Here is a 21,907-nt window from a genome sequence, read left to right as displayed (position 1 = left end):
AGATCATTGCCTGCGGTTGCCGACAGATCGTCACCAGCTTTAAGCGACGAACCAACAGCGGTCGTCTCGCTCTCATCTTTCTGGAAGATACGGCCATTGGTGTGTTCTTCACGGCTGTCAGCCATGGCAACAATGTTCACATCGCCTTTGGCATTCAAATCGAGGTTCTTACCCGCTTCAATGGAAGAGCCACCAATCAGAATATCGCTGCCAGCTGTGAGCGACGTGTCCCCGCCTGAAGACAGGCTGGAGCCCTGCTGTGTCGTGGTGGCAAAACTGTTGGAGCCGAATGATCCACTGGCATGGTCCTGCGTCGCGATGACTGCCACACCTTCTCCAGCATTGATGGCAAGGCCTGTGCCAGCCTTCACATCGGAGCCTGCAATGACAACGTTCTTCCCGGCTTCGAGATTTGTCGCGCCGCCGGAAGACAAAGCGGATTTCTGTTGCGTCGTCGTCTCGCCAAAGCCGTCTGTGCGTGTTGCTTCCGCCGACTGGATGGTCAGATTGCCGCTTTCCGCTTTCAGGCCGAGATCGCCACCGGCAGCGACACTGCTGCCGGAAACGGTGATGTCGTTCTTCGCTGTGATGCTCGTATCAGCGCCTGACTGCAGCTTCGAACCGGTCAGTGTCTCCGACCCGTCGGCGCTCGCGCCTGTGGCAGTGCCGATGCTCACATTCTCACCGCTCACAGCCAGATTCTGGCCAGCCGTGACGTTGACGCCGTTCAAAGCGACATCCTGTCCGGACTGGATCGCTGCATTGCCGCCCGCCTTCACCGCATCGGTCGGCACAACAACCGTCTGCCCGTTAAAACTGGTCGTGCCTGCGTTCAGGCTGATATTGCCGCTTGCAGCGAGCGTCAGATCGCCTTTCGCGGCAAACCCGCCGCCATTGGCGGTGATGCTCGTCGCCTGAACGTTCAGGCTGGTACTGGAGGCAATCAGGCCGGAATTGTTGATCGTGTCGCCGGAAACGGTCACGATATTGCCTTCGATCATCGACCCGGATGCTATAGTATTGCCCTTGTCCTTCGCCGATACATAAAGGACAGGTGCAAAAACCTCGACACCGCCGATGTTCTGTTTGACATAGACGACAATCGACTGGTCGAGTGCGGCAACCTGTTCCGGCGACAAAGGCTCGCCAAAGGCAAGGCCATGGCTTTGCGCATAATCGACCCCGTTATCGAGAAGCGACTTCATCCGTTCGACCGGATCAGCGCCGCTGCGATTGAGACCATAGCCCATCGCCTCGCGCATCTGCTTGTCGATCAGCTGGTTCTCAAAATAGGCATCGCCCAGAAACAGGATCTGGTGATCGGGCTGATAGCCAACACGGTTGAGGAAGTAGCCTGAGCCATAGAATTTGCTGACATCAAGGAACTCAGCGCGGGTTTCATAGATAAAGATCTGTCCGGGCACCGTGCCGCCAAAACCACCTGAGTTGGGTTTTGGGGCAGAAGAACCAAGGGCTGCCATGATTTCTGCAGGCGATAGCGGCACGCCGCCAGCCTGAATGCCGTTCCCGGAAACCGAAATGCCTTTTCCGGCAAGAAGGTCGCTGATCGCCGGATTGGGTGTGAAGAGTGCTCCGCCAGCAGTCAGCCCGCCCAGGGCCGCCAATGGATCACCGGTCGAGGGCTTGGCCTCATAATGGCTGTAGCCTGCAATCGAACCATCGGCGGAAGTATTGTCGAGCTTGCCAATATTCAGCGTCAGCGCACCGCCGGAGCGGATAATGGACGACAAGCTGTCCACTGCTTCATGGCGCAGCATGACAGACGAACCTGCGCTGATATCAGCACTCGCATTGCGGCTGCCATCGGCATTATAGCCATAACAGGTCTCGGCTCCCGCAAGGCAGGTCATATAGACATCGCGATAAAGCGTGACGCCCTTGTTGGTCAGATGATCGCTTGTGATAGCGGCATCGCCGCCAGCCTCAATCGAACTATAAAGATTGTCGATTGTCGTAGCGTTGATATCAAGCGTGCCGCCCGCCTGGATCAGGCCCTGTGCCGATGGTTTTGTGACAAAATACTGGGTCTGGAACTGCTCACCCATCGCCGCATCGGCATTCCAGTCATACCAGATCTTGCCCTTGCCATCGTTGGACCCGACCTCATTCCATGTGAAGGCTTTGTAGATCGTGCCGTCCGGCAAGGTCAGATAACCGTAAGTTTCTTCCTTGGTATTCCAGAGCCCTTTATCGAGCCAGGTCACATCACAGGGATCGCCGTTCTTCTCACGGCAACCGCCCCGGCCCCATTTGATATCCTCACGTGCATCATAGAACAGCCGCCCCCGCATCGGGGTATCGTTGTCCCAGAGCTCTTCAGCATGTTCGGGCTGACCGAACGAATAGCGCGTTCCGTTTTCCTGCCGTTCACCGATAACGGGCTCACCATTGGCTTCGTTTTTTAGATAATTGGTGAGGATGGAAAGGTTCCGACCCGACTGAATCAGGCCTGCCCGATTGACGAGTGAGGCATTCTTGCCGTTTCCGGCAGCGTTTGCGAAAGCCAGATCATTGCCGGAGAGGATCGCACCCTGATCGTTGAGAATATTGCCGTTGGCGAACAGACGCCCATCGTGCCCGGCATAGATGAGACCCGTTGGCGTATTGGTCAGATCGCCCGTAACGGTGAAGGCCAGATCGCGATTGGCGGCAAGCTGGCCGGAATTGGCGAGCGAGGCCAATGTCAGGGTCAGATCATTGGCAGCAAGGATTGCGGTTGCAGCAGTCGTCGTGATCGTTGTCGCGGCAATCGAGATGTCACCTGAGCCGCCATCTACCGTCACGGCGCGCAGTTTTGTACCCGATACATTGGCTGAACCGGTGAGGTTCAGCGCAATGCCGCCGAAGGTCAGTGTGGAATTGGCAAGATTGGCGCTAGCCGCATGGACGATCAGTGTGCCAGCGGTGGCAAGCTTGCTGCGGTCGTTGCTCAGATCGAGGCTTTGGAGCGTCAGTGCGATGTCACCTTTGGCAACCGTATCGTGGTCGAGGCTGATTATGCCCATGACCGCATTGAGATCGGCCGAGGCGAAGCTCCTAAGGCTGTTATAGGTGATATCCTGTCGCGCGGTAGCCTGCAGATCACTGCCGCTGACCAGTTGGTCGGCTATAATAGAGCCGTTGGAAGCCTTGAGTACCATCGTCCCGGTGCCGGGCATACCAGACGCGCTTGCCGCACCAGTTTTGAGGATCAGAGAACCGCCCGATTGTTCGGTCGCGGTAAAATCGACACCGGACACAAGCGTTCCAACATTGATCGCACTGGCATTGAGCGTAGCATTGCCGCCGGAAAGCGACTGGCCAGAAAGCGTCAGCGTACCGCCAGCAGTCAGGTTGAGATCGCCATGCGAGAGTGCATTCGCCGAAAGATTGCCGCTTGCGGAGGCAATCGTACTGCCTGACGATAGAAGGCGGGTTACGGTAATATCACCAGCCGTTGCCATGAGGCTGAGCGTATGCGCGGCACTACCTGTTGCAATATTGCCCTTGGCCAGTGCAACCAGATCGACGCCAGCGGCAACCGTCGCAATATTGATCTCCGGGCCTGTCACCGAGACGTCGGAACCTGCCAGCAATTGACCGCTGATCGTCGTACTGGCTGTAATCGTTGCCCTGTCATTGCTGGTGACATTGGTTGCAACGAACGTCCCGGCATTGACTGTCAGAGAGCCAGCCGACAGCAATGTTCCGGCATCGACCTTGCCGCTGGCCGTCAGGACTGACTGTCCGCCTTGTTCGGAAGAGAGCACAAGCCCACCACCTGCCTGTTCTGTCGCCGCAAAATCAACACCGGAAACGAGCGTTCCGATGTTCATCGAACCCGCCTTGAGCGTGGCACTACCGCCCGCAAGAGACTGACCGGAAAGCGTAAGCGTGTCGCCAGACGTCAGATCAAGTGCACCATGGCTGAGGACGTTGGCCGACATATTTCCTGTAGCGGATGCAATTACATTGCCTGAAGAAAGCAGCCGATTGGCGGTCAGATTGCCTGCCGTCGCCGTCAGATTGAGCGCATGGGCCGTATTGGCGAGAACGACATTGCCGTTTGCGAGCACTGCCAGATCGACACCAGCAACAGCCGAACCAAGATCAATGGAAACACCCTTGATGGTAATGTCAGAACCGGACAGCAATTGACCGCTGATTGCCGTCGTGCCGGAGATATTGGTCTCACCATGACTGGTGACATTGGCAGCGGTGAAGTTCCGGGCATTGGCGTTGAAATTGCCAGCCGACAGCAGCGTGCCGACGTCAATCGTTCCGGTTTGCGCGACAAGCGTTGTGTCCCCTGCGTTTCCGACGACAATGGCACCATTCGAGGACTTGCTGGCAGCAAAATCGACGCCAGAGATAATCGCACCAACCTTGATGTTCGCACCGTTGATGCTGACATCACCGCTCCCAAGAAGCTGGCCCGAGACAGTCGTATCCCCAGCAATCGTAACGATGCCATGACCGGTCACATTTTGCGCCGCAAGCGAAGCCGCTGAAATATTCAGGTTTCCGGCGGAAAACAGCGAAGCAACATCAATACCCCCGGTCGTCGCAAGGCGCATGTCACCTGAGGTTCCAAGTGAGATTGCACCATTGGCAGCGTTGGTTGCGGCAAAATCTACGCCCGAGACAACATTCCCGGCTTTCAAAGAGCGCGCGGAGGCAACAAGTGCACCGCCAGACAGAATGTCACCCGTGACAATATCTGTTCCGGCCGTCAGCGCCATATTGTTGAAACTGACAAGCGAGGCAGCGCTGATCGAGCCAGATGCGGCTTCAATCGTCAGCGCGCCGCCGCCTGCCTTGGCCGTGCCGGACAGGGTAATGTTGCCGGATGCCGCAGTCAGGTTTGCTGCACCATCGGCCACGACCGAACCAGCCGTAAGGCCTTGGCCGGACTGGAGCTTTGCATTCCGCCCGGCGGCAACATTGCCAGTCACAATCGCACCTGAAGAAGTCAGCTCGATATTTCCAAGAGACGCTGCATCACCTGCAATCGACAGAAGGCCCGCATCCGAATTCAAAATGACATCCTCGTCAGCGGCAACCGCTTCCAGAGTAATGCCTTTGGCGGCTTTCACGACCACACGCTTCTTAGACGTGAGGTTCTTTGCTTCGACCTGTCTGCTCTTCGACTGGAGGGAAACGCCATCGCGACCGGACGCATTGCCAAGCGATATCTTGCCATCGGCGGAAAGCGTCAGCTCGCCTGCATTGGCTGCCATATCATTGCGCATGCGTACACCTGCGCCTTTGTCGGTAACGACGATCCTGATACGGTCCGCCTGCATGGCACCCAGTGCCGAGCCGTCGATGGCGAATTCGCCCGCGTCGTCGGCACCCTCCAGAGCAGTGGCTTCACCAGTGGCGTAGTTGAATTTCTGACGACCCGCAGAAAGGCGCAAATGCTTGCCGTTGACAGGCCCGTCGATCTGGACGCGCCGTGACACAATATCGAACAGATCAACAGCACCGTCGCCCGAGGCAAAATTGCCGCCTTTCGACCCGAAGGTGACATCGCCGCCCTGCACTGTAAAACCCGAAAGCCGTCCGGTGCCGTCAATATCCGGCGTACCCGTGGTCAACGTCGCACGCGGCGTGTTGATGAAACCGCAGCCGTCGCATGTAATGCCGTTGGGATTCGCGATAATGACGTCAGCTCGACCGCCGAACACTTCGGTTGCGCCCTGCAGAGCCGAGCGATTGCCGCTCGTCACTTCATTCAGGATAACCGTCGCGGGACCGCTATTCTTCAGGTTCGGATTGCCTGGTGTCACGCCGCCGAGCTTCGAGGTGCCCAACTCGCCATTGTGATTGTTGAGGATCAGGCCCGGATTGCCGACATTGAAGTCGTGATATTTGTTATGCGACAGCCCCTGCCCGTTCGGCGTCACGATATCGACCAGAGGCACGCCGTTGGGTGCTGCCCCCACACCCGGCTGATTACCAATCGGCGCGCTTGTGTCTGGTGCAACCTGCGCCTGAACCAGCATTGGCTGGAACACCAGCAAACCACTCAAACAGGTGGCAACGCTCTTGCGTGCCAGATGAGCGGGATTAAAGCAAGAAACATGAACTTTGGATGAGAACACATCACGAAATGAAAATTTATGCATATTCAATCCTCACCACTGCAGTGACGTGCTGACAAAAAACAAATCTTTTGAACTGGCCTCGGCTGTACTCCTGACGATGCGCGAATAGCCGATATCGGCACCGATATTGCCGCCTGCCAGACGTGCCCCGACTGTCCAGCCGGACACATCGCCACCTTCGATGCCGAAACGGTCCTGACCAAACACGTGGCCGTAATCGATGGCTGCGTATGGCCGGAATTCGCCCAGGCGCTTGGTCAGAAGCTCGCTGTCTTTCCACGGCAATGTGCGCCATGTGATCTCGTTGCGGGTGAACAGACCATTATTGCCGAACAGGATACTGTCGCGAGTACCGCGCACATTGGAGTAGCCGCCAAGCGATATTTGCTCGGCCCCATAAAGATTGTCCGGCGAGTACTGGCCGTTGATCAGTGTCGAGAACTGCAGGTTCTGGCTTGCAAGCTGGAATGGCTTGGTGACGTTGATCGTACCGGTGAATTTTGAGAATTCCGGCTCGGCATCGCCTGCACCGGGATCGCCGCGTTTCGTGGCACCAAAGAGGCCGAGCCCCTGATTATAGCTCAGATCGAACGCCCAGAGCCCGCCAAGCATGCGGCGTGAATGGGAAATGCCCAGATTGGCAACCGAATATTGACGGCTACCGACTTCGATCAGATCGCCCATCAGGAAATTGTTGGTTTCCTTATAGGCAATGCCTGCATTGAGTGTGGTAATGGAGTTCTGATCACGCAGGATGACGCGGTCCACATTGAACCCGAGCTGGCCGGAGTCGCCCGATGTGTCGATATCGCCGTAGTTTCCCGGAACAGAGCTGCGATATTTGTAGTAAGACCCATTGAGCGTGAAGGTCCAATAGCCATAGGGAACGCTGATCGAGCCAGAAATGCTGTTGCTCTGACCAACACCGTCATTGGGCCATGGATAATCAGGTCCAGTGTGTTCATAAGTCAGCGATAAAAGATCATTCAGATTGACCAGATTATCCATGCGGAACGATATCGATGACCGGGAATAGCCCGTCGATTTCAGGCCGAGATTATTATTGGCTACCGAGAAGTGCCATGGCAGGCCGGGCTTGTTCTCGACATTGAGAATGGAAGCGCCCGGCTCCTTGCCAGGCAACATCGACGTCTTGGCATTGTTCGATGACAGGCGGTTGATCTGGTCGAGCCCCTGCTCGACATCGCGGATGTTGGCCGCCCTGCCCTTCATGCCCGGAAAAGCTGTTGCCAGCAGTCCCGGATATTCGGCGGGCTTTCCATTCAGATAAATATCAGAAAGTGAACCTTCAGCAGCAACAAGGCGCAAAACCTTGGTGCCTGCAATATCCTGTTCGGGCACATAGACGCGCGACGTGATATAGCCCGCATCCATATAGAGATTAGTGAGGTCTTTCAGCAGAACATTGATATCGGCAAGGCCGATACACTTGTTGCGATACGGTGCCAGAACAGGATCGAGTGCCGCCTTTGAAAGTAGGGAAACACCTTCAACATCGACATGGCTGATGGAAAAGCACGGGCCAGAAGCGGCACCTGCCTCGGGTCCCGTTTGCTCCGGCCTGACGGACGGCGCGGCGCGCGGCGTGGCTTCTTCAAGCGCATCAAGCCGCTGCTGCAAATTCTGCTCAGTCTGACGCCGCATGAAATCATCAGCGGGCGATGCCGCCGGGTTCAGAACCGGAGACGGAGCCTGCGCGAAGGCGGACGTTCCCACCGCGAGGCAGGCAATACTCAGCGCAAGGCAAAGCCCGTCCGTACGAACACAATACAACATATCTGCTCCCGATCAGGCCTTGGCTGGCTTTTGTAGTTCTGCGAGAGCCTTGGTCAGCCCCTTCAACGAGAATTTGAGATTGATGTTCTGCCCATTCATCAGACGCAGTCGCGCTTCACCTGCAGAGCCCTTCTGCAGTGCTGACAGCATCTTGCCGTCAAGCTTCTGCTGCGCCCAGCAGCCTGCCTGATTGCAATTGCGATAGGGAACCGTCACCACATCCTTGCCATCGGCGGCAAAACCGAGACCAATCGGCAAAACGACATTGAGCGGCACGAGCGCCGTCAGCAGCAGATCATCGCTGGAGGCCTTCTCGCCAGCGTCAGGCGCAGTCTTTGCTATAGCGAGTGTGAGAACATTGACGTTCTCGTCGCCCTGCTTCACCTGAGCAATCTGCGCAACCTCACATTGCGCCACAGATTTTCCGTCAGTAGCCTTTACGTCGGCGCAGCGATAAGTCCAGTCATCAAACCGAGTGGAGGCAACAGCAGGCGCTGCCGGGACGACAACCTTAGCCTCCTCGGCCTGCGCTCCCATGATGCCGGATGCGAAAATCCCTATAACAGCACCCAAAGGCACCATCTTCCTCACAAAATGCATGACAATGCCCCCTAATCAACCAAGACAGTCGCAACTGACTCGATCAATCGCCCCTCCAGACAACGCTCTGGATGAGCAAAAAACTTCAATGAAATGCTGATGCCATGCCTAAATTGCCACGACCTACTTCTCCTGCTACTCCTTACAGGAAAGCAGGCACCACAATTAAAATAATATGTGCCGAGTGCAAAAATCGTTTGGTGATGTCAACCGCAAATAGCAAAAAACGAAAGCCTTATTAGACTTAAGTTACAGAAAAGCCACAGAACGCATGTGCGCTACCTGTCCGTAAATAGCCCCTGCGTCTCAATCTGGAACACAACACGTCACCGAGAAAATGCACTCATTCCGAATCGATAACCGAAGGAAGGGCCGTGATGCAGGATCGGCAAATCGTTTTTCTGGTGAATTGAAGCCTTCGCGCAAAATTACCTGGCAGCTTTCACGGCCGCAACTCCTTGAATTGGCTTGGCGCGCCTCGGCCGCCCGACATGAATTCCCCTGAGCTTGGCCGCTTCCATGCCCGCTTTCGTGCGTTCACTGATCAGACTGCGTTCGAACTCGGCAAGTGCTGCCATGAGATGGAAAACCAGCCGCCCGCCCGCTGAGCATGTGTCGATATTTTCCATTACAGAATGGAATTCGACCCCGCGATTGCCCAGCTCGCTCATCAGCCCCACGAGATTGATCAATGAACGGCCAAGACGGTCCAATCTCCATACCACCAGTGTGTCGCCCGGCTGCAGGCTCGCCAGCGCTTTCTTCAGCCCGGCTCGGTCTACCTTTGCACCGGATACCCCTTCATCCATGAAAATTTGCTCACACCCTGCGAGCTTCAAGGCATTGAGCTGCAGATCGACTTTCTGTTCTTCCGTCGACACCCGCGCATAGCCGACTTTTCGGGGTTTGAAGAGAATATGGCTTTCGGCTTCTATTGGTAATGTTCTGGATTTCACTGCATGGTTTCTCTGCCTTTCCTTCAGTATTCGTGCCGTTTTCATCACTGTCGAGGCCCTAATTTGTTGAGGGGAAAGGCAACCCTTCGCCAGGTCAAGAGTGGTCAACATTTTTTACATGAATTATTTTGGTCGAATCCAAATCATCGGCGGAATGACTTGATTTTCGACTTAAATTTTCTTTTGACTGCTTTCTGACGAAATCTTGTGAGAAGGGTTCCGTTTAAGAAAACCTCGACTGTCAGTCGGAAGCCGGGGGTAGCATGACGCCAGCATCAGCTATGAAATTGAGACGAATATTGTTGGCGTTGCTGGCGCAGCGCTGACAGTCGGCGTAGCTGTAGCTGCGGTTTGTCAGCTACAGCTACGCTCCATGCGCTTGCCAGAATGGGCAATTTCGATCTCTTCCCCTAACGCACATCCCTCATCATGGTGAACTTCGTTAGGGAAGTGGTGCAGAAATACGGTCAAAGACCGAATATGAAGCCCTGCGATGGCTGCCGGATTGATCCCTGTCCATTGCAAAACCTCCCCCACCTGCCCCAAGACCGGAGAAGACGTTTCCATGAACAATTGGATCAAGCTTTCGGCTGCCTTCACACTGGCCGCCACGACAATTTCCCTTCCTGTCAGCGCTACTGATGCCAACGCACAGACCCGGAAATCCACCTATACCGATACCGCATCCTGCAAGACACTTGAGGAAGGCGAAGACCGCTTTACGCTGAGATGCCCTGTGCCCGGCAGCGACGGCGTGCACGCTATTCTGAATTATTGGGACGGAAGGGCCTATGTAGCCGTTGAGCTATACCATAAGCCGGGCAACAAGACCCGGCTGCACACTATTGCAGACAGTGCTTCCCGTGTGTTCGGACAGAAGATCGAATGGCGGATGCGCGAAGATAACCGGACTGCCTGTGCTGCTATCGTGCGCATCTATACGACAAAAGCAGGCATTCTCGCTGTCAGCGATCTTTCGACCGGAAGGCACCTTGGCGATGCCCGCACCAATCCACAAGCGCACAAACTTGCCGAAACAGCCTGTCGTTCGAATGTTGCGGAATCACAGCCGGGCGTCGCACTTTCGTCAACGGTAAATCCGGCATCAGAGCGCGGAGAAAGCATTAAACAGGCAGCCCTGCGCGGCCAAAAGGCATTCGATGATGTCTACCGCATGGGCGGGATTTCCAGCGCCATCGACGAGACCAAGGCCTGCTATAAAAAGTTCCAACGCACACCAAGCAAGCCTGCACTCGCTCATTGCGCTGCGATGGATATTCTCGGCGGCAATATCGACAGCATGATGGCGCAGGGCAACCCGCAGCGTATGCAGAAATATTTTGACCAGGGCCGTGCCACCGACAAGCGCATTGCCACGGGAATGCGCAAGCTTGGGCTCAGCAAGCAGAAGCGGACGGCATTCGAGAAGGAACTTGCAGGCACACTTGGGGCAACGCTGAACGATTAAGCGCGCCGCCGATCTCACAGGCAACCAACATCAGTCCCTGAACATCAGAACAGGTTCAGCCAGTCACGGGGGTAAAATTGCACAGACCAGACACAGAAGACGGCATCACAATTATCAGTGGCGAGATCGTTCAGATTAGTGCCAGCATCTCACAAGGGGACGTCGAGAATTCCAACACCAGTCGGATGTATCCGTTCATCATGATCAAGTCAGACGACGGGGAAGTCATCAAAATCAACAATTTGATTGCTGACGCCCACATCGAGCAGCATTTGTTTCTTGGGAAAAAGGTCACGTTCTATCTGAAACAGGTCAGGCATCTGACGAATTTCAAGACGATGAATTGCGCGGTCGCCGCAACAAGCGATGCCGGGACCGGGATCATGGATCTTCCGGCACAGGTTGTGCGTGCACTTTATATTCAGGCCATTATTGTCGGTTTGCTTGTCGGAGCCATCGCATCGTTCCTCCTGACAACCGTCATTGGCGGCATTTTCCATTACGTCGGCAGCGCGCTTGCTATGATAACCGGACTGTATTTTCTTGAAGGTCTCGTCTTTGTCGGCGGACTGATCGGCTTTCTCTCCGGCCCGGCCCTGCTCATCTACTTGCTTCGTTCTGCAGGCAGGTTCGCCGACATTCGCAAAACCGCTGAGCGCCTGCGCGGCAAACTGACCGACAGCTATCGTGGCACAGCCGTTCGCAATATCTAGACGCCAGCGTAAAAATGAAGAAAGCGGTTTCAGGCGAAACCGCTTTCAGCAGCATCCCTGAGGGTGGGAGGGGGAACGATGCTGCCATTCAATGATATGCAACGTGTTCATCGGCGCAAATGCATTTTCGCAGAAAAACCAGATGCCTCAATTCCGCTCGTGAATCCGAAATGCAAGATCGTGGGCAGCGCAGCGGCAGCTTCCTTGAAGTAACGCAATCCCCCCCAAAGCTTCTTATCGCCGATGACGTAGAAGCGCCGTTTAAAAGAGCGTCCCATTTCTTGGGAAGGACACTTACTCCTTCATTGCAGTAAGGTTTTCTCAAACTAATTGCGTAAATGCTCAGTATCATTCTGAGGGTGTGAGTTTGAGTATCTCGAACACTCCAATTCCCAAGAACGGCGCAAGCAATGATGAACCATTGCCAGCGGCGGCTTATGTTCGAATGTCGACTGAACTGCAGAAGTACTCAACTGAAAACCAGCTAGCGGCAATTGAGAAATATGCCGATGAGCGAAACTATAAAATAGTCAAAATTTATAAGGACGCAGGGAAAAGTGGCCTCGGAATTGCGGGGAGAAATGCTCTTAAGCAGCTCATAGACGATGTCACGGAGCGTAAAGCAACATTCAAAGTCATCCTCGTCTATGACGTCAGCCGCTGGGGGCGATTTCAGAACGCCGATGAAAGTGCATACTATGAATATCTGTGCTCGCGCACGGGTATTGTCATTCACTATTGTGCAGAACAGTTCGAGAATGACGGAAGCCTTGGATCAGATTTACTGAAATTCGTTCGCCGAGTTACAGCTGGAGATTATAGCCGTGATTTATCAGTCAAGGTTTTTGCGGGTCAATGTCGTTTAATTGAACTGGGTTTTCGACAGGGTGGCCCGGCGGGGTTTGGCCTGCGTCGCATGATGATCGATGAACATGGTACTGAGAAAGACGAACTGAAACCCGGCCAACGTAAAAGCCTTCAAACCGACCGTGTCATTCTTATCCCCGGCCCCAAAGCCGAGATTGACATCGTCAACCGGATATTCCGCTCCTTCGTTGATGATGGATTAAGCGAAAGACAAATAGCTGAATCTTTGAATGCGGAGGGCATTCTTTCTGATAGAGCAAGGCCATGGACCCTCGGCACCATACGTCAGATACTGACGAATGAAAAATACATTGGAAACAATGTCTATAATAAAACCTCAGCCAAACTTCAGAAGCGACGCGTAAAGAATAAGCCGGACATCTGGGTCCGTGCCGATGCAGTATTTCGGGGGATCGTTCCCCACGAGCTGTTTGAAAAAGCCCAGGTCATTTTCCATGAGCGTAGCCAACATCTGAGCGATGAGGAACTACTGCATCTTCTCAAGGAGTCTTTAGCGCGCAAAGGCATCATATCGGGCTTCATTATTGATGAAATAGAAGAACTCCCGTCGAGCAGTGTTTACCGTCGCCGCTTTGGCAGCCTACTTCGCGTCTATGAGTTGATCGGATACGATTCTGGACGCGATTACCGGTATATCGAAATCAATCGGGAACTCAGACGCCAGTTCTCACAGCAGCTATCATCACTTTGCGACACACTTTCCGCGATTGGTGCTTCTGCCATCCATGACGCCGAAACAGATCTTCTGCACATCAACGAAGAATTCTGCGTGTCCGTCGTTATCGCAAGATGCAGAACAACGGCAGCAGGCCGTCTGCACTGGAAAGTGAGGCTGGATACGGGCCTCCTGCCTGACATCACAATCGTCATGAGAATGGATGAAGATAATCGAAATGTGCGCGACTATTATCTGCTGCCGTCCATCGACATCATGGTCCCAAAGCTCCGTCTGCTTAAACAGAACCCGTTTGGGTTGGAAGCTTACCGTTTTTCATCCCTCGACTTCTTCTTTGACCTCGCAAGACGCATTGAACTGGAGGATGTAGCATGAACACAGAGACGCAGAACAGCACCTGGCGATACATCGATACGATCCCCATAGACCGGATCGTCATTTTGAACCCCAGAGTTCGCGACAAGAGAAAATTTCGGAACCTCGTCACTAGTATCTCCCGAGTCGGCCTCAAGCGTCCGATCACGGTCGCCAAGAAAACTGGCAGCGATGGAGCGGTCACCTATGATCTCGTCTGCGGTCAGGGCCGTGTCGAAGCATTCAATGAACTTGAACAGTCCCTTATTCCAGCGATGGTTATCGATGCCAGTCAGAATGACTGCCTTGTCATGAGTCTAGTCGAGAACTTCGCGCGCCGCCAGCACCGGGCAATTGATTTGCTTCGGGAAGTCGGCAACCTTCGCAGTCGCGGCTATTCCGACCATGAGATTGCAAAAAAAATCGGCGTCAGTCCGGAATATGTCAATATGATCGCCAGCCTACTGGAGAGAGGAGAAGAGCGGCTCCTGTCAGCAGTCGAAGCAGGAACCCTTCCCCTCAGTCTGGCGATGGAAATTGCTAAGTCGGATGAAGACGGCGCACAAGCCGCAATGATGGAGGCTTATGCGCAGAATAAGCTGCGCGGCAAAAAGCTACTTGCCGTCAGACGAATCCTCGAAATGCGCAGCAAACGAGGCGGTGGTTTACCGGACCAGGCATTCGGGCGCTATGATGGCCCCAGACGACCATTAACAAGTGAGGCCATGGTCCGTACGTATCAGCAAGAGGCAGAACGACAGAAGGTTCTGATCAAAAAGGCCGAGGTGACCCAGGGGAAACTGATGTTTGTCACCGAAGCCCTCAAATCACTGATGACAGAACAAGCCTTTCTCAACTTGCTACAGACAGAAGGATTGAACGCGCTTCCGGCGCAGTTGCATCAACGATTGGTTAGGACATCATCATGAACGATGAAACTCATAACCCCCGCACCAATGAAAATTCCTCGAATAAGCCAGAAGACATCCTGCAGGCGTTCGAAAATGATTGCATTCTGGTCCGCCTTGACCGGATGCTGCCAAACAAGCCGTGGCGAACCGCCATCAAATCAAGCAAGAAGTATAAGCAGGTTGCTGCATCGATACAGGCTGTGGGGCTGGTTGAGCCGCCTGTCGTATCGCGTGACCCTGCGAATCCCGGCAGTTATTTCATCCTGGACGGGCACTTACGCATCGAAGTTCTCAAGGACTTGGGCCACGTCGAAATTGAATGTCTTATCGCCACCGATGATGAGGCTTTCACTTACAACAAACAGGTCAGTCGGCTGGCTGCGGTGCAGGAGCATGCAATGATTGTGAACGCGCTCAAGTTGGGTGTTCCCGAGGAATATCTAGCCAACGCGCTGTCGATCAATGTCTCTTCCATTCGTCGGCGCGCCAACATGCTGAATGGCGTCTGCTCCGAAGCCCGTGAACTGCTGAAAGACAAAAGCTGTCCGATGGCGGTCTTCGAAACGCTCAAGAAAATGCAGCCGCTTCGACAGATTGAGGCTTCCGAGCTCATGATAAACGCCAATAACTATTCCGTCGCCTATGCCTCTGCAATCCTGGCCGGAACACCCCAATCTCAGCTGGCGGCACCAAACAGGCCAAAAACGATCAAAGGAATGACGGCCGACGCAATCATTCGCATGGAAAGAGAGCTCAACCGCCTTCAGGAGGGAATGTCGTCCATCCAGGACACTTATTCCAAAGATCATCTGGAACTGACGGTTGTGAAAGGCTATCTCAAGCGCCTGCTTGGCAATGCAAGTGTCGTTCGCTACCTTGCCGCCAATCGGCCGGAATATCTACCGGAGTTTCAGAGCATCGTGGAAATGGAGAGCACTGCGCAAACCTTGCCTTAACCTCTTCATCGTTATCCGCCTGCCCGGATCCTCTGATGAATACGAGCGGATCGGTGACTGAGCGGACAAAAAGAAAGTTGACCGTTGCAGAACCGGGCTGACAATTTCAAGAGGCCTTCCAGTAGCCAAAACGTGCAATTCAAAATTTTGCCCATAGACGGGACGGAATGGCGGCAAAATTGGTGCGCAGCTTCTCATCAGGCTTTCCGTTCACACGACAACTGTAGCTTCGCTACTCCCCAGAGCGACAAACTAGCTGTGAGAATCATGCCACATCGCCAGCGCGCGCTGCCCGCCAATCCGCCATCGTAGTGCGTCCGCTCTCTCCGGCTGTCAGCCACGGGCATAGCGTAACGAAAATAACCGGGACGAGTGAATTTCGTTACGTCCGTACAATCCGCTCGACTGATACTTCCTGATGCAGTCGACGTCAGAGTTGCGTTCGATCCTGTCTCACCAATCCGGCAATGCTTTTGTATGGGATTTAAATGGCTATTTCCGCGTCAAAAGTGCTGCTTCTTGATGTCGGCATCGGTTTCCGACAATGCCATGCGGAACGGCCCAATTCGATGATTTTCGAGAGGGGCTGACAATGTCGGGGAGAACAGGTTGCGGATGACGTCAGCTTTTGAGCGACAACCCACCAAGTCTTCTCACGATTATTAATCTCGTTCAGCGTCGTATCATCCGTTCCGGTTCTGCCTTCACCGTAGTCGGCTGGTCGACACGGTCAGAACGAACCAATTTGTGGACACGTTTGTGATCGGCCCGACGAAAACATTGTTGACTGTTGCAGAGATAGGCCGGGCAATCCGGCATTTCCTCATGATCAGAAATGCCTAATTCAAAATCTTGTAGGAAAAGGTTGGCAGACCGGGGCTCTCTCGCAACGCGCCAATTCCCCCACAGGGACGATCTGGTTTGCGTATTGCGGAGAAACAGCACTTTGGCCCAGCCGTTTTGTTGCGGCTTTTTCTCTCTTAAAGCCACGACGCAGATTCCGTAACGAAAATGGCGGATGAAAGGGAATTTCGTTACGCCCTACTCTGAGCTTCTTGCTGCAACCGACATCGGCAGAACACCCAATCCGGTCGGGCCAGTATGGCGACATATCTCGGCATGAGACAGAAACGGCCTTTTCTGCGTTAAAAGCTCCATTCACGGATATCGAGGCTCTTTTCACAGATTGGTGTTTAAAACAGCATGATCTGAGGATTTAACGATACAGTAGCGATTCATGCCGGAACTGCGGCAAACATCGGCTTCCCCGATACAGCTCCAGACTTTGTCACGACGTATGGTCCCACCCTACTCCGCTCCGGGTCGTTCAACTCGCCTGATCCGTGTCACGCGCAGCAGGGCCATGTTGCAAACGAGTATGAAAACATCCCGTCTGTATCGTCTCTCTGGGACTGACGCGGAACCGGGATTTTCAGAATAACCGTCTCTGCGAGACTTCTGTTTTTGAATCCACAGCGACATCTGTCCTACCGCGTTGAACAAGGTAAATCCGGGAAGCAGGATGTGCCGCAGGGCTTCGGAACGATCACCAGTGGGAGGAACATTTAGGATTGGCCATTTCTGCGCTGACGCCATACCGGATTACGCATGAGCAGCTCTGTTACGGTCAACAATGTTTTCATCCGGCCTATCGCAAAAAACGTCTCTCAGACTGAATCTTTGCATCCGGTCATATCCAGCTTGGCGGATGAAACGACTGTCTCGCGTCGAAGACTGCGAACATCGCGCGTCTCATCCTGTCACGCTGCGCGCACCAAGGTTCTGCCATCCCCTGTTTCGATGTCTCGCCGAGACGCTGACCCGTCTCGTAGAGCATTTCGATATTTCCGATACAGAAATACGAAGTAATGGGGGGAGCAGCGTTACATTCGCTCTGTCAGATGCTTCTCAATGCCGCTGATTTCAGCAAATCGTTCAAGGTCCGGCCGGAACGATCTGGAGATACGTCTGCGCAGCACTGGAAGCGTCCTTTCCTCGACAAAACCATCCTGCTGCAATATCCGCATGGCTCCCTGCAGAATTGCTCGTAAAACAGCTCTTTCTGACGTTTGAGCCTTTCCGCGCTCAACCGCATCGGCCAGCACGGCCACGGCTGCGGCCAGCGCCGTATCGATGCGATCAGCCTCTGGCTCTCCGGTAGCCTTCAGCCTCGCCCGGTACCGGACCTGCCGTTCGGCCTTAACAACATTGATCGGATTGACTGGTCTTGGCATGGTGCTCTCCTCGATTGCATCTCTACGAGCTGAAGCAATCGCCCTGCCCGTCTCTACGAGATGGTCGGCAGACCACCAGCAAGGCACAAACCGTCTCTACGAGACAAATGCATGCCGAATAAACGTCTCCACGAAACGCCCCGCTGTGGTCTTTATGAGCAGCATCAGCATGACCGAGAAATGGGTGTCTGTTCACGCCGCGTAGCGGGCGTTTTTCCTACAAAATTTTGAATTACGTTTTCCGTCGCCACCCAGCATCAGCTTACGCCAATCCTCACCTGGAACAGTCAACATTCTTTTCCTTCGCCGGATCGCAAAAACACTACCGTCGAACGGACTGTTTCTTTCCGGTCATTTCATCGCCAGCGGACGAAAAGAGCTCGTCACGAAAAGGATACTTCGACCGCGCCCGTTATCGCGCTTTTCGTCTCGGTGAGATGTTCGATAGGAAGCGCTAGCATCGCATCGTCTCTGCGAGACAAGCGCCACGCAACCGGACACCGATGAAGCGTCTCTACGTGTCCTCGAAACAGCACCCCGGATACTTAAAATACGCCAGAGTCGACAGAATTTTGAATTGGGCCTCGCCACTTGGGCAGAGTTTCAGAATTCGACAGATGGCATCAGCAGCTGTCAACTTCGTTTGCATCCGTCTGATCGCAGGCGCGTCAACAGACTGGTTTTCTCCGCCGCCCATTTCTCCATAAACGGAGGAAACCCCATTGACGGTTCTTTCAATGCCACACCATACTTGGTGTACAAACCCTGAGAACATGACGTGACGCCGAATAGAAAACGCTATTTTTCTTCCCGAAAAGATTTCATGCCGCAGCCGCGCGGTGACCTGTCGACATCGCTGGCAGAAAAGACTGTCGCAGACATTGCACCCGAAAGCCCTCGTCCTGCTTCATTGCTGGACCGCGTGAAAATCACTGGCGAAGACAACCTCACTGCAAACGACGTCGCTCTCCATGAACTGCTGTTGTCGCACGCATATGAAGTCGAGACGGAGCTGCGCAAAGCGGGCAAGCCCCTGCCGGAAACGCACACGATCCCGGTCAGTTGGCTGCTGCGCTATCTCGGTCCAACGTCTCGCCGAGATGCTCTGAACGCCTCGTTGAGACGCCTCGCAGAGACGGTGATCACATTCGGCAGCAAATCCAGTCTCTACGAGGACATGCAGCTACTCGTGAGCTGGTGCCAGTGTGATGGCGATGACAATGTTATCGCGTTTTCGTTCCCGCCGCCGATCCGCGATCTCATGCGGACGAAGCAGCGCTACGCCTATCTGGAACTCGTGCCGTTGGCCATGATGAAATCGCGCTATTCCATCCGGCTCTATAAACGGCTGGCGCTGGAAGCATCGAAGCACAAATGGTCACCAGCAGGCGAAAATCTAATCACCTTGTCCGGCGCACCTGCCGAAGTCGCGGCATGGGCTGGGTTTCAGCCGGAAAGCGGCATCGTTACCACCAGTAAGCTGCGCGACCGCGTTCTGAAATTCATGGAAACCGATTTTGCAGCTCTACGTGCTTTCTCAGTATCTTTCCGAGAAATCTACGGCACCGGACGCGGACGTCCTGTCGAGCGCTTCGAGTTCCGGCTGCATTTGAAGGCCCCGTCACATCATCTGGCTTCTGCGCAATTCGAACGAGATGAGCACAAACTTAAAGGCGTCGGCGGCATGGATGCCCCAGAATACCAGGTGAACTCGCACATCTGGCAAAAGGCTCAATCACAATTCGGAAAGGCGATTCCCGAGAAATACACGTCCTATCATTATTTCTTTCAAGCATGGTTGCTTGCTCTCGAAGAGGCAATCACAGAGGACGCTTGGTCACCAGCCTATGAGCGGCGCAACTATCGTGGACCGCGTCTGCTCACGGCCATCGAGAAGCTCGGAGCAAACGAGGCCGCATGGCAATTCTGCTGTGAAGAAGCAGCCAGTCCAGATTTTCTGGAGGACCATGATTTCCTTAACGACCAATCCGAGCGCCTGAAAAAGACCCGCAACGAACGCATTGCCGCTTTCCTTAAAGCGCAGAATACCCCACCCTCGCCCGAGGACGCATATCCATCGTACATCGAAGAAATCGGCAATATCGATATATCCGGCGTATCCGCCGAAATGTTGGCGGAACTGCTCTTTGATGACGACAAGGTTGTTCCGAACACTCCCGTCGGCACGGTTACACTTCCCGACTTTGCTGCATGACACAAACTACGCTGGCATCGTTTCAGAGCCAGCATCTGTCTTTGAAACAGTGTTTCCATTGGATCATGCGGCCACACATCCCGCCGCTACAGCCGCCCTCATGAGAAAACATCCCGATTTCCCGCATTCTTGGCGGATCATCGAAAAAAGAGGCACATAAATTCGATTCTGTGCATGTTTTCGAAGTCCTACAGGTATCAGGTCATCCAGAAAACAAGGCTTTTAGGTGTAACAGACATGTCGGTTACAACGTTCGTGGCGGCTATTCCAAATCCATTAACGTGTTGCTTTGCTTCAACGCGATCCGAACAATCATAGCCTCGTTGGCACCATTGCCATCGTCAGAACGGGCATCCCTAGCCCGGCTCAGTATATGACTTCCGTCTACGAAAGCTCATCGCTGTACCTGTTGCCCAGCAGCAAGACTGGAAACATAGAAAATGTTGACAACTCGTGCAGAACATTATACCCAAAGCACTACCAATCGACGGTATTTAACTTTTTGTAAATCAATACGTTATTGGCAACCTGGTGGAGAATCCCGCTCTCTCCGCCAGTTTAGCTTGATCATCTCTTTATATATATAATTCAACCGCTTAGTATCTAAGCACCCTTCCATTTAGACCAATTGTTTAGACTCCTACCCACAACAAAAAGTGCCCCGTGAGCTTGAACCCACGGGGAACCTTCTACCTACCCTATCGTGCGTCTTTCGGCACGTACTTCGGCAAATCGCCAATCATCACATTCGCGAAGATAACGGCAGGGAGCGCATTCCCGAATGGAAGGACACGCAAGATTGCCCTCGCCTCTTGCTGGAACCATTCCCCTTCTGGAAGCAAGCGAGACAATGAAATGCCAGCTTTGTAGACATCATCAATGCCACCCGTTGTGGGATTTCCTAATGCCGTGTCTGTGACCTGTCCTGAAGTTCGGCTACAAGCGAACTGCTGGGGAATTCCGGCGACAGGCAAAATCGTGTCGATTAGCATCGGCGGTACAGAAGCCCACCCGGCACGGGAGAAACTAGCGGCGACTGTTTCCTCCCACGACAGACGCTTATCAAGCCACGCATCCCGGTCGCTTCTACCAATAGCCTGCACCGGCTCAGCCGGAGGTCATGATCATGGATGTCAATGCCGCTCCATCGCGCATGTTAAGGTTCCTGAGCGTCTGCGTTGCGTACGCCCCGGAAACAAACGTTCTGAATTGCATAAGCATCTTTGCAGTAGGGAAGAGACACACGGGGTCTTTCATGGTCACGACATCATTTATGCGCAAAGAGACAATTGAGGCCTCGGCCGTTGTTTCGCGTTTGCTGACTGAAGAAAGCCGCAACGATCGCGGCAATCAAACGTCTCTATGCAGAGCGTAAGCCACGTGTGATTACGACGGCTGCCCGCGGCTCATCCGATCACGCTGCATCCTTCTTCAAATATCTGTTCGAGATCAGCGTTGGCTTGCCGGTGGCTTCAATAGGTCCTTCGGTGACATCGGTTTATAACAGCCGCTTGCAGTTGCAGGATGGGTTGCACTTTACGGTTTCGCAGTCCGGCACCAGCCCCGGCCAACAATTGTTGCCGGGGCTTTTCTTTATGGTGGCGGGGGCCTGTTTCCTCAGACTGCCATCATTATCGGCGTTGATATTTTGGCATCTGGCGCTCTAGAGACAGTAACCTTTGTTACATGGGGGCTTGGAGTTGACCCTTTTCCCTCCCACATGATTTTCAGTATTCGGTTTAAGATCCGTTGCGTACTAGCGGTTTTTTATTGATTAGTGGGCTTTAGATTTTGTTTGCTTTAAACGCAAAAAGCCCCGTCGGAGACGGGGCTATTTATGATTTGGTTGCGGGGCAGGATTTGTCCCGTTCGTCGGGTAATCGATAATCAATCGATTACTATCCTCCTCCCCCTTCAGGTTATGGTCTGCGGACGACGAGCGACGATCGCCAGCGAAGATGCAGTCTTCGTGGCAGCGATAAGAACTGATTTAGGTTTTGGGGGATTTGGTTGCGGGGGCAGGATTTGA

The 21,907-nt window shown here is 53.9% G+C and carries 12 protein-coding genes and 1 pseudogene; 7 read left to right on the top strand and 6 right to left on the bottom strand.

Translation table 11 applies throughout. The annotated features are described in order from the left end of the window. The 4 genes from OIV19_RS22660 to OIV19_RS22645 form a co-directional block, all read right to left on the bottom strand. Positions 1 to 6,131, bottom strand: a 6,131-nt coding sequence (locus OIV19_RS22660; protein WP_264234091.1) for a two-partner secretion domain-containing protein, incomplete at its 3' end; no start/stop codon positions are given. 9 nt (positions 6,132 to 6,140) lie between these two features. Continuing rightward, complete coding sequence (locus OIV19_RS22655; protein WP_264234089.1) at positions 6,141 to 7,907, bottom strand: ShlB/FhaC/HecB family hemolysin secretion/activation protein; 1,767 nt, start codon at positions 7,905 to 7,907, stop codon at positions 6,141 to 6,143. Positions 7,908 to 7,919: 12 nt separating this feature from the next. After that, positions 7,920 to 8,507, bottom strand: coding sequence for an invasion associated locus B family protein (locus OIV19_RS22650; RefSeq protein ID WP_264234087.1), 588 nt, complete (start codon positions 8,505 to 8,507; stop codon positions 7,920 to 7,922). A 428-nt stretch (positions 8,508 to 8,935) separates the two neighbouring features. Then, positions 8,936 to 9,508 carry a recombinase family protein gene (locus OIV19_RS22645; protein ID WP_498831076.1) on the bottom strand — a complete coding sequence of 191 codons (573 nt, stop codon included), beginning with the start codon at positions 9,506 to 9,508 and terminating at the stop codon, positions 8,936 to 8,938. Between the two features lie 520 nt (positions 9,509 to 10,028). On the opposite strand from OIV19_RS22645, the gene OIV19_RS22640 reads away from it, so the two are divergent. The 5 genes from OIV19_RS22640 (at position 10,029) to OIV19_RS22620 (ending at position 15,429) form a co-directional block, all read left to right on the top strand. Continuing rightward, a complete protein-coding gene (locus tag OIV19_RS22640; RefSeq protein ID WP_264234085.1) occupies positions 10,029 to 10,931 on the top strand; it encodes a hypothetical protein in 903 nt (300 codons plus the stop codon). A 77-nt stretch (positions 10,932 to 11,008) separates the two neighbouring features. Then, positions 11,009 to 11,644, top strand: coding sequence for a hypothetical protein (locus OIV19_RS22635; RefSeq protein WP_264234083.1), 636 nt, complete (start codon positions 11,009 to 11,011; stop codon positions 11,642 to 11,644). Positions 11,645 to 12,011: 367 nt separating this feature from the next. Next, the gene (locus OIV19_RS22630; RefSeq protein WP_264234081.1) at positions 12,012 to 13,583 is read left to right on the top strand and encodes a recombinase family protein; all 1,572 of its coding nucleotides are present in this window, start codon (positions 12,012 to 12,014) and stop codon (positions 13,581 to 13,583) included. Continuing rightward, entirely contained in the window at positions 13,580 to 14,491 is a 912-nt protein-coding gene (locus tag OIV19_RS22625) for a plasmid partitioning protein RepB C-terminal domain-containing protein (RefSeq protein WP_264234078.1), read from the top strand. The genes OIV19_RS22630 and OIV19_RS22625 overlap by 4 nt, the downstream gene beginning before the upstream one ends. Continuing rightward, positions 14,488 to 15,429 (top strand): plasmid partitioning protein RepB C-terminal domain-containing protein, encoded by a 942-nt coding sequence (locus OIV19_RS22620; RefSeq protein WP_264234076.1) that lies wholly within the window; start codon positions 14,488 to 14,490, stop codon positions 15,427 to 15,429. The genes OIV19_RS22625 and OIV19_RS22620 overlap by 4 nt, the downstream gene beginning before the upstream one ends. 1,883 nt (positions 15,430 to 17,312) lie before the next feature. Here OIV19_RS22620 and OIV19_RS22615 read toward each other — a convergent pair. Then, positions 17,313 to 17,663 carry a hypothetical protein gene (locus OIV19_RS22615; RefSeq protein ID WP_264234074.1) on the bottom strand — a complete coding sequence of 117 codons (351 nt, stop codon included), beginning with the start codon at positions 17,661 to 17,663 and terminating at the stop codon, positions 17,313 to 17,315. A gap of 823 nt (positions 17,664 to 18,486) precedes the next feature. Here OIV19_RS22615 and OIV19_RS22610 point away from each other — a divergent pair. After that, entirely contained in the window at positions 18,487 to 19,878 is a 1,392-nt protein-coding gene (locus tag OIV19_RS22610) for a replication initiation protein (protein WP_264234072.1), read from the top strand. A 698-nt stretch (positions 19,879 to 20,576) separates the two neighbouring features. Here the strand turns inward: OIV19_RS22610 and OIV19_RS22605 are convergent. Next, a complete protein-coding gene (locus tag OIV19_RS22605) occupies positions 20,577 to 20,981 on the bottom strand; it encodes a hypothetical protein (RefSeq protein ID WP_264234070.1) in 405 nt (134 codons plus the stop codon). A 170-nt stretch (positions 20,982 to 21,151) separates the two neighbouring features. Between OIV19_RS22605 and OIV19_RS22600 the strand changes: the two are divergent. Further along, a pseudogene (locus OIV19_RS22600) lies at positions 21,152 to 21,443 on the top strand (SIS domain-containing protein); the annotation flags it as partial. Positions 21,444 to 21,907 lie beyond the last annotated feature (464 nt).

The organism is Brucella sp. HL-2, assembly GCF_025846885.2.
GTDB lineage: Bacteria > Pseudomonadota > Alphaproteobacteria > Rhizobiales > Rhizobiaceae > Brucella > Brucella quorumnocens.
Note: the sequence above shows the minus strand (reverse complement) of the source record. Positions and strands in the feature narration are given on the sequence as shown.

Excerpts from the sequence above, each read along its gene's own strand:
- OIV19_RS22640 (WP_264234085.1), top strand. The coding sequence starts at position 10,029 with ATGAACAATTGGATCAAGCTTTCGGCTGCCTTCACACTGGCCGCCACG.
- OIV19_RS22650 (WP_264234087.1), bottom strand. The coding sequence starts at position 8,507 with ATGCATTTTGTGAGGAAGATGGTGCCTTTGGGTGCTGTTATAGGGATT.
- OIV19_RS22620 (WP_264234076.1), top strand. The coding sequence starts at position 14,488 with ATGAACGATGAAACTCATAACCCCCGCACCAATGAAAATTCCTCGAAT.
- OIV19_RS22610 (WP_264234072.1), top strand. The coding sequence starts at position 18,487 with ATGCCGCAGCCGCGCGGTGACCTGTCGACATCGCTGGCAGAAAAGACT.
- OIV19_RS22615 (WP_264234074.1), bottom strand. The coding sequence starts at position 17,663 with ATGCCAAGACCAGTCAATCCGATCAATGTTGTTAAGGCCGAACGGCAG.
- OIV19_RS22625 (WP_264234078.1), top strand. The coding sequence starts at position 13,580 with ATGAACACAGAGACGCAGAACAGCACCTGGCGATACATCGATACGATC.
- OIV19_RS22645 (WP_498831076.1), bottom strand. The coding sequence starts at position 9,508 with ATGAAAACGGCACGAATACTGAAGGAAAGGCAGAGAAACCATGCAGTG.
- OIV19_RS22655 (WP_264234089.1), bottom strand. The coding sequence starts at position 7,907 with ATGTTGTATTGTGTTCGTACGGACGGGCTTTGCCTTGCGCTGAGTATT.